Here is a 16,404-nt window from a genome sequence, read left to right on the forward strand (position 1 = left end):
TGCAGTGGCCCGTTGCCGAACTACAGACCGAGCGCTTCTTTCACAAAAGGAATGGTCAGCTTACGCTGGGCACTGATTGAAGCGCGGTCCAGCTTATCCAGCGTTTCAAACAGCGTGCGCATCTCACGATCCAGCCTTTTCAGCAGAAAACGGCCCACGTCTTCCGGTAGTTCAAAACCTCGCAGTCTGGCCCGCAGCTGCAGCGCCTGTAACTTATCCTCATCGGATAACGGCTGCAGGCGATAAATCTGCCCCCAGTCGAGGCGGGAAGCTAAATCGGCTAACTTGAGGTTTAACTGGCGGGGAGGACGATCGGCGGTGATCAGTAAGCGGGTGCGGCCGGTTTCCAGAATGCGGTTATAGAGATCGAAAATCGCCATTTCCCAGGGTTCATCCCCGGCAATGCATTCAATATTGTCGATGCAAATCAGCGGCAGCTGCTCCATGCCATCCAGCACTTCCGGCACAAACCAGGTGCGCTTATCCAGCGGCACATAGCCGACGGCCTCGCCACGGGCGGAGAGCTCGGCGCAGGCGGCATGCAGCAAATGGCTGCGGCCTCCCCCTTCACGCGACCAGAAATAAAAATAGCTGCCGTGCTCCTGTTGCAGCGCACTTTGCAGCGCGGCAATCAGCGACGGGTTTTCCCCCGGCCAGAAGCTGGCGAAGGTTTCGTCATCGGGCAAATACAAGGGCAAAGACAGCTGTGCCGGTGTGTTCAGAAGCACCTCAGTGTTGATCGGGCAAAATCCGGCTGGAGTTTATCACAACTTTCTTCTGTTAATAAACGCAGGCCGGATTGCCGTCGCTTACAGGCGATCGCGATCCTGCGGATCGAGCACCACTTCTTCAGGGCGGATCAGGCTGATCGCCTTGAAGATCAGGCTCAGCAGAATGCCGATGATGGTGGCCAGCGCCATGCCTTTCAGCTCCGCCGCACCGATATGCACCGTTGCGCCGCTCACGCCGATAATCAGGATCACCGAGGTCAGGATCAGGTTCTGCGCCTTGTTATAGTCAACCTTCGACTCAATCAGCACGCGAATACCGGAAGCGCCAATCACGCCGTATAACAGCAATGATACGCCGCCCATCACCGGCACAGGTACTGCCTGGATCACCGCGGCCAGTTTGCCGACGCAGGACAGCAGGATGGCCAGAATGGCCGCGCCGCCAATTACCCAGGTGCTGTAGACGCGGGTGATGGCCATTACGCCAATGTTTTCACCGTAGGTGGTGTTGGGCGTGGATCCAAAGAAGCCGGAGATGACCGTGGAAATGCCGTTGGCAAACATCGAGCGATGCAGACCCGGATCTTTCAACAGGTCCTTTTTCACGATGTTGGCGGTGACCACCAGATGACCAACATGTTCGGCAATCACCACCAGCGCGGCCGGCAGGATGGTTAACATCGCATACCATTCGAAACGCGGCGTATAGAAGGTGGGCAGGGCGAACCAGTGCGCGGCTTCTACCGAAGACCAGTCGACAATGCCCATTGCTGAGGAGAGCGCATAACCGGCAATCACCCCAATCAGGATCGGAATAATCGCCAGAAAGCCGCGGAACAGCACCGAGCCAAACACCGTTACGCCCAGCGTCACCATCGAGATGATAATGGTTTTGCTGTCAACGGAAGTGCCGTCAGCGGGCAGCAGTCCGGCCATTTTCGCCGCCACGCCCGCCAGTTCGAGCCCGATAACCGCCACAATCGCGCCCATTGCCGCCGGTGGGAACATCACGTCCAGCCAGCCGGTGCCAGCTTTTTTGACAATCAACGCCACCAGGCAGAACAGCACGCCGCAGAGAATAAAGCCGCCGAGCGCCACTTCATACCCGAGCGGCAACAGCAGTAACACCGGCGAAATAAAGGCAAAGCTTGAACCGAGGTAAGCCGGGATTTTGCCCTTACAGATAAAGAGATAGAGCAAGGTGCCGACGCCGTTAAACAGCAATACCGTGGCCGGATTGATATGGAACAGGATTGGCACCAGCACGGTGGCGCCAAACATCGCAAACAGGTGCTGGAAGCTGAGTGGGATGGTTTGCAGCAGCGGTGGCCGCTCGCTGACGCCAATTGCACGACGTGTCATAGTATTACCCCTTGTTTTACCCATTAAAAAGCCGACTCTGCGGTCGGCTTGTCTCGTTGATGACGGCTTATTTGGTGCCGAAGATCTTATCGCCTGCGTCACCGAGGCCCGGAATGATATACCCTTTCTCATTCAGACCCTGATCGATAGACGCGGTGTACAGCTCAACATCCGGGTGCGCTTTTTCCAGCGCGGCAATGCCTTCCGGTGCGGCGACCAGCACCAGCACTTTAATGCTGGTACAACCGGCTTTTTTCAGCAGGTCGATGGTGGCAATCATTGACCCACCGGTAGCCAGCATTGGATCCACCACCAGCGCCATGCGCTCTTCGATATTGGAAACCAGCTTCTGGAAATACGGGACCGGCTCCAGCGTCTCTTCATCGCGGTAAACACCGACAACGCTGATGCGCGCGCTTGGCACGTGCTCGAGTACGCCTTCCATCATGCCCAGTCCCGCACGCAGGATCGGCACAACGGTGATCTTCTTACCTTTGATTTGCTCGATTTCTACCGGACCATTCCAGCCTTCAATGGTCACCGTTTCGGTGGCTAAATCAGAGGTGGCTTCGTAAGTCAGCAGACTTCCCACTTCTGAGGCGAGTTCACGAAAACGTTTGGTGCTTACGTCATGCTCACGCATCAGACCCAGTTTATGTTTGACCAGCGGGTGTTTGACTTCCACGATCTTCATTGTTGTACTCCCGGAGTGTTAAGCTGCAAAAAAAAATCGCGAGATTATAGCGCCATTTACGCTCCACGCCATATGACTTAGTGCAACTTTTGATTAAACCGTCCCTACCCGTCAATAATTAGCTAAAATCCAGTTATCCGCAACGCGTCTGAAGATGGCACTCGCAAACGTTTGCCTGCGCTGTTAGAATTGCCGCGCTTTATTTTCCATACCACCAACCGCAAACCGCGTGGGGATTTCGCAGTGACCGATAAGACCTCTCTCAGCTATAAAGACGCCGGCGTAGATATCGACGCGGGTAATGCTTTAGTCGATCGTATTAAAGGCGTAGTGAAAAAGACTCGTCGCCCGGAAGTGATGGGTGGACTAGGCGGTTTCGGTGCCCTTTGTGCGCTGCCGCAAAAATACCGCGAGCCGATTCTGGTTTCCGGCACTGACGGCGTCGGCACCAAGCTGCGTCTGGCGATGGACCTTAAACGCCACGATACTATCGGTATCGATCTGGTCGCGATGTGCGTGAATGATTTGGTGGTTCAGGGCGCCGAGCCGCTGTTCTTCCTGGATTACTATGCCACGGGCAAACTGGAAGTCGACACCGCAGCCAGCGTGATCACCGGCATTGCTGAAGGCTGCTCGCAGTCTGGCTGTGCGCTGGTCGGCGGCGAAACCGCAGAGATGCCGGGCATGTACCACGGCGAAGATTACGACGTGGCAGGCTTCTGCGTTGGCGTGGTTGAAAAATCAGAAATCATCGATGGCAGCAAAGTTCAGGACGGCGACGTACTGATTGCCCTCGGCTCCAGCGGCCCGCACTCCAATGGCTACTCGCTGGTACGTAAAATTCTGGAAGTCAGCAACACCAATCCGGAAACGACGCAGCTGGAAGGCAAGTCGCTGGCCGATCATTTGCTGGAACCTACCCGCATCTATGTGAAGAACATCCTCAGCCTGATCGAACAGGTTGATGTTCACGCGATTGCTCACCTGACCGGTGGCGGCTTCTGGGAAAATATCCCCCGCGTGCTGCCAGACAACACCCAGGCGGTGATTGAAGAGTCAAGCTGGCAGTGGCCGGCCGTCTTCGGCTGGATGCAGGAAGCGGGCAACGTCAGCCGCTTTGAGATGTACCGCACCTTTAACTGCGGCGTGGGCATGTTAATCGCCCTCAGCGCAGACGAAGCTGATAAAGCGGTACAGCTGATGACTGACGCGGGCGAAAAAGCCTGGAAAATCGGCGTGATCAAAGCGTCCGATTCTGAAGAGCGTGTGGTCATTAACGCATGAAACGGCTAGTCGTGCTGGTTTCCGGCCAGGGAAGCAATCTTCAGGCAATCCTGGATGCCTGCCAGCAAGGCCAGATCCACGGCAGCGTCGCTGCCGTGTTCAGCAACAAGTCGGACGCGTACGGTCTGACCCGCGCGCGTGAGGCCGGTGTTCCGGCCCATGCGCTCGCCGCGTCCCAGTTTGCTGACCGTGAAGCTTTCGATCGCCAGCTGATGCTGGAAATCGATGCTTATGCCCCCGATTTAGTGGTGCTGGCCGGTTACATGCGGATCCTCAGCCCGGCCTTCGTCCAGCACTATGCCGGACGCATGCTGAACATCCACCCTTCCCTGCTGCCGAAATACCCGGGTCTGCACACTCACCGCCAGGCGATTGAAAATGGCGATGAAGAGCACGGCACCTCGGTGCATTTCGTTACCGAGCAGTTGGACGGCGGCCCGGTGATCCTTCAGGCGAAGGTGCCGGTGTTTGCAGAAGACAGCGAAGAGGATGTGAACGCCCGCGTTCAGCATCAGGAGCACGCTATTTATCCGCTGGTGGTCAGCTGGTTTGTCGATGGCAGACTGGCGATGCGTGATGATGCGGCGTGGCTGGACGGTGAAAAGCTGCCTGAAGAAGGGCATGCTGGCGACTAGCTTGTCGTCGCGCATATCAAGGGGGAGATCGTCGATCTCCCCCTTTTTTATTAGCCGTAGCGGCCGGTAATGTAATCTTCCGTGCGACGCTGGCGCGGCGTGGTAAACAGTTCGTCAGTCTCGCCAAACTCCACCACGCTCCCCTGATGCATAAACGCGGTGTAATCTGACACCCTCGCGGCCTGCTGCATATTGTGCGTTACCAGAATCAGCGTGAAGTGCTGCTTCAGGCTGCTCATCAGCTCTTCAATCACCAGCGTCGAAATCGGATCCAGCGCCGAGGTCGGTTCATCCAGCAGCAAAATTTCCGGTTCAATCGCAATCGCACGGGCGATCACCAGCCGTTGCTGCTGACCGCTGGACAGCGTCAGCGCATTCTGCCACAGGTTATCCTTCACTTCGCCCCACAGCGCCGCCGCCCGCAACGCCCGCTCAACCGCTTCATCCAGCACCCGCCGATCGCGAACGCCCTGCAGGCGCAGGCCATAAACGATGTTTTCATAGATGGTTTTCGGAAACGGGTTGGGCCGCTGGAACACCATGCCAACGCGCCGACGTAGCGAGGATAAGTCCTGACTGCTGCCGAGGATCGACTGCTGATTCAGCCGGATATCGCCTTCGGTGCGGCAGCCATCAATCAGTTCGTTCATCCGGTTCAGGCTGCGTAACAGCGTCGATTTTCCGCAACCGGAAGGGCCAATCAGCGCGGTGATGCGATTTTTTGGGATCCGCAGGTTGATCTCATTCAGCGCCTGCTTTTCGCCATACCACAGCGACAGGTTCTCCAGCTCAAGCGTGCTTTCCAGCAAATCGGACTTCACCATTTTTCTCTCACCATCAGTTCATCAGGGCGCGATAGCGTTCCCGCAGGCGATGCCGTAACACCATCGCCAGCAGGTTCAGCGCCAGAATTATCGTTACCAGCAACAACGCGGTGGCAAAGACCAGCGGACGATCCGCCTGAGCATTCGGGCTCTGGAAAGCCAGATCGTATATCTGGAATCCAAGGTGCATAAATTTACGGTCCAGATGCAAATAAGGAAACACCGCATCGATCGGCAGTTCTGGCACCATTTTCACCACGCCCACCAGCATCAGCGGCGCGGTCTCTCCTGCTGCGCGCGCCACGGCGAGGATCAGCCCGGTCAGCATCGCAGGAACGGCCAGCGGCAGGGTCACGTGCCACAGCGTTTCCGCCTGGGTGGCCCCTAAGGCTAGCGAGCCCTGACGCAGGGATTTAGGGATACGCGACAGGCCTTCTTCAGTGGCGACAATCACCACCGGCAGCGTCAGCAATGCCAGCGTCAGCGAGGCCCACAGCAGGCCAGGCGTGCCAAAGGTAGGGTCGGGCAAGGCATCGGCAAAGAACAGTTTGTCGAGGCTGCCGCCCACCAGCCAGACAAAGAAGCCGAGGCCAAACACGCCGTAAACGATCGAAGGCACGCCCGCCAGGTTCACCACCGCAATCCTCACCAGCCGGGTCATCAGACCGTTTCCGGCATATTCATGCAGCCAGATTGCCGCGATCACCCCCAGCGGCATCACCACGATCGACATCAGCAGCACCATCAGCACGGTGCCGAATATCGCCGGGAACACGCCGCCTTCGCCCAGGCTGTCGCCCTGGGTGCCGCTGACAAAGTGCCAGATCTGCCAGGCCAAATGCAGCCATTTCTCGCCGTAGCTCATCGCATTGGGATACCAGGCGCCGAGGATCTCGTTCATCGCAATGCGGTGCTGCTGGCCCTGAGCATCCCGCAGGATCAGCACCGTGCTGCTGCTTTCATCATTCAGGTCGCTGAGCTGCTGGGCCTTCTGCACAAACTGACGCTGCAGCTCGGCACTGTCCGCCTGATGGATCGACTGTGCCTGCGCCGTGTACTGGTGCTGTTGCTGAAGATGCCGCTGTTGCTGCGCCAGCTGCTCCAGTTCGCTGTTCAGCCTGGCCATGCTCACCCGGCGGATTTTCTCCGCCTGCGACATATGCTGTTGCGACTGTTTTATCCGCTGCTGCAAGGTGCGCATCATATTGCGCGCCACCAGCGGCTGACCGTTCTCCAGCAGGCCGTCGAACCAGCCGTACGCCATGCCGCCGGTGCGACGTTGCAGCGCGATCACCCCGGTAGGCTGCTCGCTGGACACAATCTGGCTGCTTAAGATGCTGTGAAAATCGGAGGCGGCGAAATCGCGGTTGCCGGTTTTAATCAGATAGCGGGTCAGCTCTTGCGGCAGCCCGGCTGGCAACACGCGGCCACTCTCCTCAAGCTGCTGGCGGGAAACCGTCTGTGACTGGGCAACTTCACCCAGCATCTGCGTGGTGCCGACCGTTTGCTGAACCGTATACAGCGTAACCGGATGCGGCCAGAAATACTTCATGCCCTGCCAGGCAAGCAGAGCGATCAGCAAAATAAACGCCAGCAGGCTGACCGCCACCGCGCCACCGGTCAGCCAGCGCCAGCGGTGATTGTTCATCACTCCACTCATAGCGTCTCCTCCTGCTGACTGTAACGCCGGCGTAGGCGCTGGCGGATCAGTTCAGCCAGGGTATTTACCGTCAGGGTAAACACCAGCAGCACCAGCGCGCTTAAGAACAGGATGCGGTAGTGACCGCTTCCGGCAGCCGCCTCGGGCATTTCAATTGCCACGTTAGCCGCCAGGCTGCGCACGCCCTGCAATAAACCGCCTTCGGTGACCGGCGTGTTGCCGGTTGCCATCAATACAATCATCGTTTCACCCAGCGCCCGACCAAAGCCGATCATCAGGGCGGCGAAAATGCCGGAAGAGGCGCCCGGCACCACCACGCGAGTGAGCGTTTGCCACTGCGTTGCACCAAGCGCCAGTGAGCCCTGCCCTAGCGATGCCGGCACGCTGAAGATGGCATCTTCCGCCAGGGTGAATATTAACGGCACCAGCGCAAAGCCCATCGCCACGCCGGCAATCAATAAGTTACGTTGCTGATAGCCGCTGCTGAAACGGTCGGCCAGACCCTGGCCAAACAGGCTGTGCTCAATGGCGGGCAGCAACCACAGGCAGAAGACGCCGGTCAGCAGCATTAGCGGCAGCAGGATCCAGATTTCACGCCCTTCATCACACAGGCGGCGACGCCAGCGCGCAGGCAGTTTCAGCGAGGCCCAGCTGCATAAAAGCAGGACGCCAGCCAGCATCAGCGGCAACAGCAGCACGCCGAGCAGTCTGTCAGCCAGTAGCGGGGCCAGCCACAGCCCGGCAATCAGGCCGATGACCACGCTGGGCAATGCGCCCATCATCTCTATCGCCGGTTTCACCCAGCGCCGTAAGCCAGGCGCCATAAACCAGGCGGTATACATTGCCGCAGCCAGTGCCAGCGGCGTGGCAAACAGCATCGCCAGGCCAGCCGCTTTCAATGTCCCCATCACCATCGGGACCAGGCTGAATTTGCCCTGATATTCGTCATTGGCCGAGGTCGATTGCCAGACGTAATCAGGCGAGGGATAGTGTTCATACCAGACTTTTTGCCAGAGGTTGCGCCAGCTAATATCGGGCCACGGGTTATCAATTTTATAGTGCTGCAACATGCCGCCGTGCTCCAGCAGCAAACCATCACCCTGCGGCGAAAATGCGCCATTTTCGGCATTGGCAGCCAGCTGGCGTGACAAAATCGCGCCTCTTTGCTTACTGGCATACAGCTTGAGTTCACCAGCGGGGCTGAGCGTGGCAAACACCCGCCGATGCGCCTCGCTGAACAGCAGCCCGCGATCTTCTGCTCCGGCAAACTGGCGGATAGGCTGCAAATGCGGCCCGGTTTCGCTGGCGATATCAAACCACTGCGCAATCCCATTGGCATCGGACAACAGCAACGAGCTTCCGCCGCTCAGTAAGGCAATTCGATGGGGTGCGCTGGTTAAGGTGCGCGTATCGCGCAGAACCGGCCCTTCCGGGGCGATCTGCCAGACGCGGAGAATATTGCCGGCGACGCCGAACAGCAGTTTGCCATCCGGAGAAAGCAGCAGTTGGTTGATGTCCGGCACCGCAAGCGTGAATTTCTCAGGCGCACCGCCTGCCGCATACCGCAACAGCGTGATCTGCTGCGCACTGCCCTGAGCAATCAGCCAGCGGTCGTCGGCATGGGCCAGGCTCATGACCGTTGCATTGGCATCGCTGCCCGCTAACGGTCGATCGCCGAGCGGGAATTTCCACACCGGTTCATCGTGGCTGACGGTTAGCTGTGGCTGAACCAGCACCAGCCCGCTGGCGCTATGCAGCAACACGCTGCCATTATCGGCGGAGGTCACGGCACTGACTTCGCCAGCGGCAAGCGGAAAGGCCACTGACGGCGGTTGTGCATCAAGCGGGATAAACATGCCCTGTCCCTGGCGGTCAATTCGCCATGCCCACTTTTGCCGGGTATCCATCCCCAGCGCCACTGACGGTGTTGAGGCAGGCAGCCTGATGGTCTGCGCACTGCCAATCGACGGTGACGAGAACAGCGGCACCACCACCCACAGCAGCCAGACAAACAGCAGCAGCATCACCAGCAGGATCGCCAGCCCGCAGACTCTGACGACGCGGCGAGTCAGCCGATCAATAAATTGACGGCGCCGGTCGTTGAACTGGGCGGGAATGGGGGTCGAACGCATGCGTTAAGTGCTTTCCTGTGGGCATTGAAGCCGCTATGTTGCCCGTATGTGGTTAATAAGACAATCAACAATGTCCGTTGGACTTTCCTGCCATACTCTCGCCATAATGAAGTGAGACAATGGCCGGTCAAGGGCAGGATCTTCATACGGAGTAAAAATGGGTCAGGAAAAGCTGTATATAGAAAAAGAATTGAGCTGGTTATCGTTCAATGAGCGCGTTCTCCAGGAAGCGGCAGATAAATCCAACCCCCTGATTGAGCGTATGCGCTTTTTAGGCATTTACTCCAATAACCTGGAGGAGTTCTATAAAGTCCGCTTCGCCGACCTGAAACGCCGCATTCTGATTGGCGAAGAGCAAGGCATTCCCAATACCCCGCGCCACTTACTGAAAAAAATTCAGGCCAGGGTGTTGAAAGCGGACCAGGAATTCGACGGCCTGTACAATGATTTGCTGCTGGAGATGGCCCGTAATCAGATCTTCCTGATTAACGAGCGCCAGCTTTCGCCAAACCAGCAGAGCTGGTTGCGCCACTATTTCAAACACCAACTGCGTCAGCACATCACGCCGATTCTGGTCAATCACGACACCGACTTGATTGAGTTTCTGAAGGATGACTACACCTATCTGGCGGTAGAGATCATCCGTGGCGATCAGATCAGCTATGCGCTGCTGGAAATCCCATCAGACAAGGTGCCGCGCTTCGTTAATCTGCCGCCGGAAACGCCGCGTCGCCGCAAACCGATGATCCTGTTGGACAATATTTTGCGCTATTGCCTGGGCGATATTTTCCGCGGCTTCTTTGATTACGATGCGCTGAACGCTTACTCGATGAAGATGACGCGCGATGCCGAATACGATCTGGTCACCGAGATGGAATCCAGCCTGCTGGAACTGATGTCCTCCAGCCTGAAGCAGCGTTTAACCGCCGAGCCGGTGCGCTTCGTTTATCAGCGTGATATGCCGGATGCGATGGTTGAGATGCTGAGCAAAAAGCTGAACATCACCAACTACGACTCCATTGTGCCGGGCGGCCGTTACCATAACTTTAAAGACTTCATTACCTTCCCGAACGTCGGCAAAGCCAATCTGGTTAACAAACCTTTGCCGCAGTTGCGCCACATCTGGTTCGACCGTTTCCGCAACGGCTTCGATGCCATCCGTAATCGCGATGTGCTGCTGTATTATCCGTACCACACCTTTGAGCATGTGCTGGAACTGCTGCGTCAGGCGTCGTTTGACCCGGCGGTGTTAGCCATCAAAATCAATATTTACCGTGTCGCCAAGAACTCGCGCATTATCGACGCGATGATCCATGCGGCTTATAACGGCAAAAAAGTCACCGTGGTGGTGGAACTGCAGGCGCGCTTTGATGAAGAAGCGAATATTCACTGGGCCAAACGCCTGACGGAAGCCGGCGTACACGTGATTTTCTCGGCTCCTGGACTGAAAATTCACGCCAAGCTGTTCTTAATCTCACGACGTGAAAACGGCGAGATTGCCCGTTATGCCCATATCGGCACCGGTAACTTCAACGAAAAAACCGCGCGTATTTATACCGACTACTCATTGTTGACCGCCGATGCGCGTATCACTAACGAAGTGCGCCGGGTGTTTAACTTTATTGAAAACCCTTATCGCCCGGTCACATTCGAGCATCTGATGGTTTCGCCACAGAACTCGCGCCAGATGCTGTATCAGCTGATCGATAATGAGATCGCCAATGCGCAGAAAGGCATTCAGGCTGGCATCACGCTTAAAGTGAACAATCTGGTGGATAAAGGCCTGGTCGACAGGCTGTATACCGCTTCCAGCGTCGGCGTGAAGGTCGATCTGCTGATCCGTGGCATGTGCTCGCTGATCCCCAATCTGGAAGGCATCAGTGAAAATATCCGCGTAATTAGTATTGTTGACCGCTACCTTGAGCACGATCGCGTCTATATTTTTGATAACGGTGGCGACAAAAAAGTCTATCTCTCCTCGGCTGACTGGATGACCCGCAACATCGATTACCGTATCGAAGTGGCCGTCGCCATTCTTGACCCTATTCTGAAACAGCGGGTGCTGGATATTATTGGCATCCTGTTAAGTGATACGCTTAAAGCGCGCTTCGTAGACAAAGAGTTGAGCAATAAGTATGTTCCGCGCGGCAATCGCCGCAAAGTGCGCGCCCAGCTGGCTATTTACGATTACATTAAATCTCTGGAACAACCTGACTAACTCACTATGCCAATATCCCAGAAAAATACGCCCAAACCGCAGGAATTCGCCGCAATCGACCTGGGCTCGAACAGTTTTCATATGGTGATTGCCCGCGTGGTGGATGGTGCCATGCAGGTGCTCGGCAGGTTGAAACAGCGGGTTCATCTGGCCGACGGCCTGGATCACAATAACGTGCTGGGCGAAGAGGCGATTGAGCGCGGGTTAAGCTGCCTGGCGCTGTTTGCTGAGCGTCTGCAGGGTTTCAGCCCGGCCAATGTCACCATCGTCGGTACTCACACGCTGCGTGAAGCGGTCAACGCCGAAGATTTCCTGCGTCGTGCCGCCGATGTCATCCCCTACCCGATTGAGGTGATTTCCGGCAATGAAGAGGCCCGTCTGATCTTTATGGGCGTCGAGCACACGCAGCCGGAGAAAGGACGCAAGCTGGTCATTGATATCGGCGGCGGCTCAACGGAAATGGTCATCGGGGAAGACTTCGAGCCCAAGCTGGTCGAGAGCCGCCGCATGGGCTGCGTCAGTTTTGCTAACCTCTACTTCCCTGGCGGCGTGATCAGCAAAGAGAATTTCCGCCGTGCCCGCCTGGCCGCTGCGCAAAAGCTGGAAACCATGGCCTGGCAATATCGCCTGACCGGTTGGCAGTTTGCCCTCGGCGCGTCTGGCAGCATCAAAGCCGCCTGTGAAGTGTTGCTGGCGATGGGTGAGAAAGAGAAGCTCATCACGCCTGAACGCATTGAGATGCTGTACGACGAAGTGATCAAACATAAATCGTTTGATGCCCTGAGCCTGCCAGGCCTGTCTGAAGAGCGCAAAGCGGTGTTTGTGCCGGGCTTAGCCATCCTCAGCGGCGTGTTCGATGCGCTGGCCATTCGCGAACTGCGTCTGTCGGACGGCGCGCTGCGTGAAGGCGTGCTGTATGAAATGGAAGGTCGGTTCCGTCATCAGGATATTCGTAGCCGGACCGCGCAAAGTCTGGCCAATCATTATGCCATCGACAGCGACCAGGCGCGACGCGTGCTGGAAACCACCGAAAAACTCTACCTTCAATGGCGCGAACAGAATCCGAAGCTGACCAATCCCCAGCTGTCAGCCATGCTGAAATGGGCCGCGATGCTGCATGAAGTCGGACTGACCATCAACCACAGCGGCATGCAGCGCCACTCCGCGTATATCCTGCAAAATACCAATCTGCCGGGCTTTAACCAGGATCAACAAACGCTGCTGGCAACCCTGGTACGCTTCCACCGTAAAGCGGTGAAAGTCGATGAAATGCCTCGTCTTACCCTGTTCAAGAAAAAGCAGTTCCTGCCGTTAGTGTTCCTGTTGCGCCTTGCCACGCTGCTGAATAATCAGCGTCAGGCCACCAACACGCCGGACGTGCTGAAACTGGATACGGATGATGGCCACTGGACGCTGACTTTCCCGGTCGACTATTTCAGCCAGAACAACCTGGTACAGCTCGATTTAGAACGCGAGCAAAGCTACTGGAAAGAGGTTACTGGCTGGCAGTTAACGATTCAGGAAGAGAACAAGCCATGATTGTCAGGCCCGATGACTACTACACCGAAAAATATCAGCTTTCCCCGACCCATTCTGAGGTGCTGGAAGCGCTGCAACTGATTGCGCCCGGACAGGCGCTGGACGTAGGCTGCGGCAGTGGCCGAAATTCGCTTTACCTCAACCTGAAAGGGTTTGAGGTTACCGGTTGGGATAATAATCCGGCCAGCCTGGCGCGGCTGAACCAGATTATTGCCGATGAGCAGCTGACCGGGATCGAGACCGCAGAAAAAGATCTCAACGATCTGCGTTTCAACGGCGGCTGGGATTTCGTACTGTCTACCGTGGTGATGATGTTTTTGCAGCCGGAAACCATCCCGCAGTTGATTGCCGATATGCAGGCCAGCACGGTCAAAGGCGGCTATAACCTGATTGTTGCGGCGATGGATACCGACGATTATCCGTGCGATCAGGGCTTCCCTTTCGCCTTCAAATCCGGTGAGCTTAGCGACTACTACCGCAAATGGCACATTCTGAAATACAACGAGCACGTCGGTCAGCTGCATCGTACTGACGAGCACGGCAATCGGATTTCGCTGCGCTTTGCCACCTTGCTGGCACAGAAAGAGATCACGAAAGACTAATCTCTGCGGATTCAGGCTGGCTACATCACTTCTCCACGCCGGCCTGAATCATTTCCTGCAGCGGCCTTGCCGCACCGATCGCTTCCCCCTGAAAATAATCCACTCCGAGCTGGCGCAGCGCCTGTTCTGTTTCCGGTGAATTTACGCCACAGGCAATAACGCCCATGCGCTTACTTTGTGCCAGCGCACAGATTGCCGCTATCACCTGATAATTCAGGCAGTCCTGCAGCATGCTGCTGATAAAGCGCGCGTCCACTTTCAACATATCGCCTTCCAGCTCTTTCAGCCTGGCGTAGCCGGCAAACTCACTGCCAAAATCAGTGACCACTACCCGACAGCCCAGTTGCAGCAGCTGTAAAGCTGAACGCCCGCCCCATCTGGCTTGATTCATCAGCGGCGAATCCGCCACCTGGATAATCAACTGCCAGGGCTGCAGGTCATAAAGCTCCAGATACCCTTTGATCTCTTTGGCCAGCGTGGGCCGGCACAAGCTGGAGATAAACAGGGTCACGGCAAAACGGCTGACTGCAAGCCGATCACGCTGCCGGTCGGCAAAGGCCAGCACGTGCTCGAGGGTCCAACGATCCACTTCCCAGCTCAACCCCAGCTCATCCAGTTTCTCCGGAGATAGCGTTTGTCCTGAGCTGTCCTGCATGCTGAGCGTAAGGTCGTAGTAATCATCTCCCCGCACGCCCTGTACCCGCTGCGCCAGGATCGGATAGCCCTGGTTTCGCAGCCTGTCACGGATCTCATCCATCACCGCCACCTTTTCCGCGATCCGGCGCTGAACCGGCAGACTGTTATTACGCAGCAAGCTTTCCGCGATGCCGGTTCTGAGCGACTGTTCGGCCATGGCGCTCATCTCGCCCAACAGCTCATAAAGATGCGTCACCGGGCGGCGGACGGTGCAATAACTGATGCCAATATCGGGATGGATCGGCAGACCTTCCCAGCGCAAATGGAACGCTTTCAGACTGGCCTCAATGCTTTCTATACGCTGCTGACGAGCGGTGTAATTAAGCCTGATCGCCAGATCAAAACCGGGCAGCTGGTAGACATCCTCGCCCGGCTGCAGGTCATTGAGCAGATAGTTCGCCAGGCTGCGCTTGTACTGGATGCGCAACCGTAATCCATACATACGGCTGAGCCTGTCGAGTTCCGGGATGCTCAGGTAAAACAGAAGAGTCAGTGGGATTTCATTCAAATCCGCGCTGAGTGCGCGCAGATTGGGTAGGTTGAAAACCGGATCGCTTAAGGCAGCCAGCCTGGTTTTGATTAAGATCCGCCGCTGGCGGGTACTGATCGCCGCCATCATCAGGATCGTCAGACTGAACACCAGCAGGTTCGCCGACATCACCGCCAGATGGTAAGGCTCGGTCTCAGGACAGAGAAAGCGGTCGCGTAACTGGTACAGCACCACCAGCAGCACCGCCCAACTCAATGACGTGAAGAGGTAACCAAACCGCATTGCCGACCACAGCATCAGCGGCAGCAGCAAAGGAAGGCCATAATCGCTGGCCAACAGGTTGTCTTCGCTTTGCTGCATCAGCAGCAACATCACCAGCAGAAACGCCACCAGCGAGAGCCATGCCACACACTCATACGGGTGGAGATTGGCCGCCCGTTGATGGGTAAGCCGACAGTAAATCACCCGAATAAATCGCGGCTTGCGGATGCAACGGATAGCAAAGTAGTAAATCTGCACCATCGTCACGCAGGACAGCAGTACGGATTGATAATTAAGCAGCGTGTGCAGAGTGAATAAGCCGGGGGTAAAAACCGTGCCATCCAGCGCGACCACGCCCGTAGTTGCCACGCCCTGCATACCAAAGACGAACAGCGTTGGCATCAGAAAAGCCAGCCAAAGCAAACGCACCTGTGCAAGGCTCAGGCCACCATAATCCGCCTTACCGCGCCGGCCAGCATGGAGTTTATAGCCCTTCATACCCAGCGCCAGCACGGCAAGCGTAACGCTAACGATCAGCGCGGCGGGCAGCGGGCTAAAGCGCGAGAAATAGTACAGGCTCAGCACCAGCGCAATTCCCGGCATCGCTCGCCAGTCAAAAACCAACAGCATGGCAAGGTACATGGCCAGTGGCAGATAGATCAGATAGACATAGCCGCCTTCAACCACCAGCCGGATGGAGAGCTGGGTGGAAAGCGGCATCAGCAGCAACGGTAAAATCAGGGGCAACCCGAAGGCGCTTTGGCTGAAGCGGGAGATCCAGTGTGTGATATTCATGGTGCTCGACAGGGTGGCAAAAACGTCAGGCCATAACAGGTCTTTGCACGTTTCTCGGGGTCGGATTCGGTTATAGTAAAGTCAGCAGTTAAGTAAAAATTGATTTAAATCAAACCTGGCTGATTTGCTGTCGTTAATGCCGACGCGTTTAAGCAAATGATCGTTTAGCCTTGTCAAAATCTGATTTGGCGCAATCTGTTGGCCCGCGCGCAGCCTCAACGTTGACCTGCTGGGCTGGCTGTGCCTAAATTGTATTAATGCCTGCGGGCTTTTTTCAGGAACCGTTGCGTGAATAGCGCTATGTCATTTAGAAAACGTCGTAAAACCAGCCATATGACCCGAATTATATTGCTGGTGAGCTTTATTATCTTAGTGGGACGGTTAATTTTTGTGGTGCCCGGTGCCATCAAACATCATCAGCAAAAAAATCAGGACGTTGCTGTGCCTACCGTCATAACGAAATAATCGGCTCTGCCATCGT

Annotated in this window: 13 protein-coding genes; 6 read left to right on the forward strand and 7 right to left on the reverse strand. The window is 56.4% G+C overall.

From position 1 onward, the window contains the following. Positions 1-20 precede the first annotated feature (20 nt). The 3 genes from hda to upp form a co-directional block, all read right to left on the reverse strand. On the reverse strand, positions 21-722 hold the full coding sequence (gene hda, locus E2F51_RS01230; RefSeq protein WP_219845779.1) for a DnaA inactivator Hda: 702 nt from the start codon (positions 720-722) through the stop codon (positions 21-23). Positions 723-809: 87 nt separating this feature from the next. Next, the gene (uraA, locus tag E2F51_RS01235) at positions 810-2,093 is read right to left on the reverse strand and encodes a uracil permease (RefSeq protein WP_134822556.1); all 1,284 of its coding nucleotides are present in this window, start codon (positions 2,091-2,093) and stop codon (positions 810-812) included. A gap of 67 nt (positions 2,094-2,160) precedes the next feature. After that, positions 2,161-2,787 carry a uracil phosphoribosyltransferase gene (gene upp, locus E2F51_RS01240; RefSeq protein WP_013203369.1) on the reverse strand — a complete coding sequence of 209 codons (627 nt, stop codon included), beginning with the start codon at positions 2,785-2,787 and terminating at the stop codon, positions 2,161-2,163. Positions 2,788-3,030: 243 nt separating this feature from the next. On the opposite strand from upp, the gene purM reads away from it, so the two are divergent. Together purM and purN are read left to right on the forward strand one after the other, a co-directional pair. Further along, positions 3,031-4,071, forward strand: coding sequence for a phosphoribosylformylglycinamidine cyclo-ligase (gene purM / locus E2F51_RS01245; protein ID WP_041692384.1), 1,041 nt, complete (start codon positions 3,031-3,033; stop codon positions 4,069-4,071). Continuing rightward, entirely contained in the window at positions 4,068-4,706 is a 639-nt protein-coding gene (gene purN / locus E2F51_RS01250) for a phosphoribosylglycinamide formyltransferase (protein ID WP_013203371.1), read from the forward strand. The genes purM and purN overlap by 4 nt, the downstream gene beginning before the upstream one ends. A 50-nt stretch (positions 4,707-4,756) precedes the next feature. Here purN and pstB read toward each other — a convergent pair whose 3' ends face one another. From pstB to E2F51_RS01265, 3 genes are read right to left on the reverse strand one after another with little or no spacing between them, the layout of a single operon-like run. Further along, complete coding sequence (gene pstB / locus E2F51_RS01255) at positions 4,757-5,530, reverse strand: phosphate ABC transporter ATP-binding protein PstB (protein ID WP_013203372.1); 774 nt, start codon at positions 5,528-5,530, stop codon at positions 4,757-4,759. 13 nt (positions 5,531-5,543) lie between these two features. After that, positions 5,544-7,190 carry a phosphate ABC transporter permease PstA gene (pstA, locus tag E2F51_RS01260; protein WP_013203373.1) on the reverse strand — a complete coding sequence of 549 codons (1,647 nt, stop codon included), beginning with the start codon at positions 7,188-7,190 and terminating at the stop codon, positions 5,544-5,546. Next, on the reverse strand, positions 7,187-9,322 hold the full coding sequence (locus tag E2F51_RS01265) for an ABC transporter permease subunit (RefSeq protein WP_134822557.1): 2,136 nt from the start codon (positions 9,320-9,322) through the stop codon (positions 7,187-7,189). The genes pstA and E2F51_RS01265 overlap by 4 nt, the downstream gene beginning before the upstream one ends. A gap of 157 nt (positions 9,323-9,479) precedes the next feature. Between E2F51_RS01265 and ppk1 the strand changes: the two genes are divergently transcribed. Genes ppk1 through tehB form a run of 3 tightly spaced genes read left to right on the forward strand, consistent with a single transcriptional unit; the run spans position 9,480 to position 13,681 of the window. Next, the gene (ppk1, locus tag E2F51_RS01270) at positions 9,480-11,540 is read left to right on the forward strand and encodes a polyphosphate kinase 1 (protein WP_013203375.1); all 2,061 of its coding nucleotides are present in this window, start codon (positions 9,480-9,482) and stop codon (positions 11,538-11,540) included. Between the two features lie 6 nt (positions 11,541-11,546). Then, complete coding sequence (ppx, locus tag E2F51_RS01275; protein ID WP_013203376.1) at positions 11,547-13,079, forward strand: exopolyphosphatase; 1,533 nt, start codon at positions 11,547-11,549, stop codon at positions 13,077-13,079. After that, complete coding sequence (tehB, locus tag E2F51_RS01280; protein ID WP_134822558.1) at positions 13,076-13,681, forward strand: tellurite resistance methyltransferase TehB; 606 nt, start codon at positions 13,076-13,078, stop codon at positions 13,679-13,681. The genes ppx and tehB overlap by 4 nt, the downstream gene beginning before the upstream one ends. Positions 13,682-13,706: 25 nt before the next feature. On the opposite strand, the gene E2F51_RS01285 is transcribed toward tehB, so the two are convergent. Beyond that, positions 13,707-15,923 (reverse strand): EAL domain-containing protein, encoded by a 2,217-nt coding sequence (locus tag E2F51_RS01285; RefSeq protein ID WP_134822559.1) that lies wholly within the window; start codon positions 15,921-15,923, stop codon positions 13,707-13,709. 288 nt (positions 15,924-16,211) lie between these two features. Here E2F51_RS01285 and E2F51_RS01290 point away from each other — a divergent pair, with 288 nt between their 5' ends. After that, positions 16,212-16,388, forward strand: coding sequence for a YfgG family protein (locus E2F51_RS01290; protein WP_013203380.1), 177 nt, complete (start codon positions 16,212-16,214; stop codon positions 16,386-16,388). Positions 16,389-16,404: the final 16 nt, after the last annotated feature.

Origin of the sequence: Erwinia sp. QL-Z3 (assembly GCF_004551645.1) — a bacterium.
Classification (GTDB): Bacteria; Pseudomonadota; Gammaproteobacteria; order Enterobacterales; family Enterobacteriaceae; genus Erwinia; species Erwinia billingiae.